Here is a 279-nt window from a genome sequence, read left to right as displayed (position 1 = left end):
AAATGCAGTAAGTGTGGACTTATCGATCGAATATTTAACATTTAATGTTGTGCAGCAACACCAAGAAGTTCAACATTCAACAGAAGTGGGAATTTTTCAAAAATGTGTCGTCAGAGAGGTGGCAATATCTCACCCAAAGAAAAATCAGAGAGGTGGCAATATCTCACCCAATGAAGAAATAGAATAGGATTATACCTGTGTACGGGGAAACTTTTACAGCCGCCACACGGCACAAATATCGTTAACTACTGTGATATTAAAATAGGTAAAAACGAAGAA

1 protein-coding gene is annotated in these 279 nt (G+C 37.3%); it reads left to right on the top strand.

Translation table 11 applies throughout. The features are described from left to right. On the top strand, positions 1-187 hold a 187-nt coding region (locus LB465_RS18145), incomplete at its 5' end, for a hypothetical protein (RefSeq protein ID WP_224471323.1). Positions 188-279: the final 92 nt, after the last annotated feature.

It is taken from the genome of Salegentibacter lacus (assembly GCF_020164555.1).
Lineage (GTDB): Bacteria > Bacteroidota > Bacteroidia > Flavobacteriales > Flavobacteriaceae > Salegentibacter > Salegentibacter lacus.
Note: the sequence above shows the minus strand (reverse complement) of the source record. Positions and strands in the feature narration are given on the sequence as shown.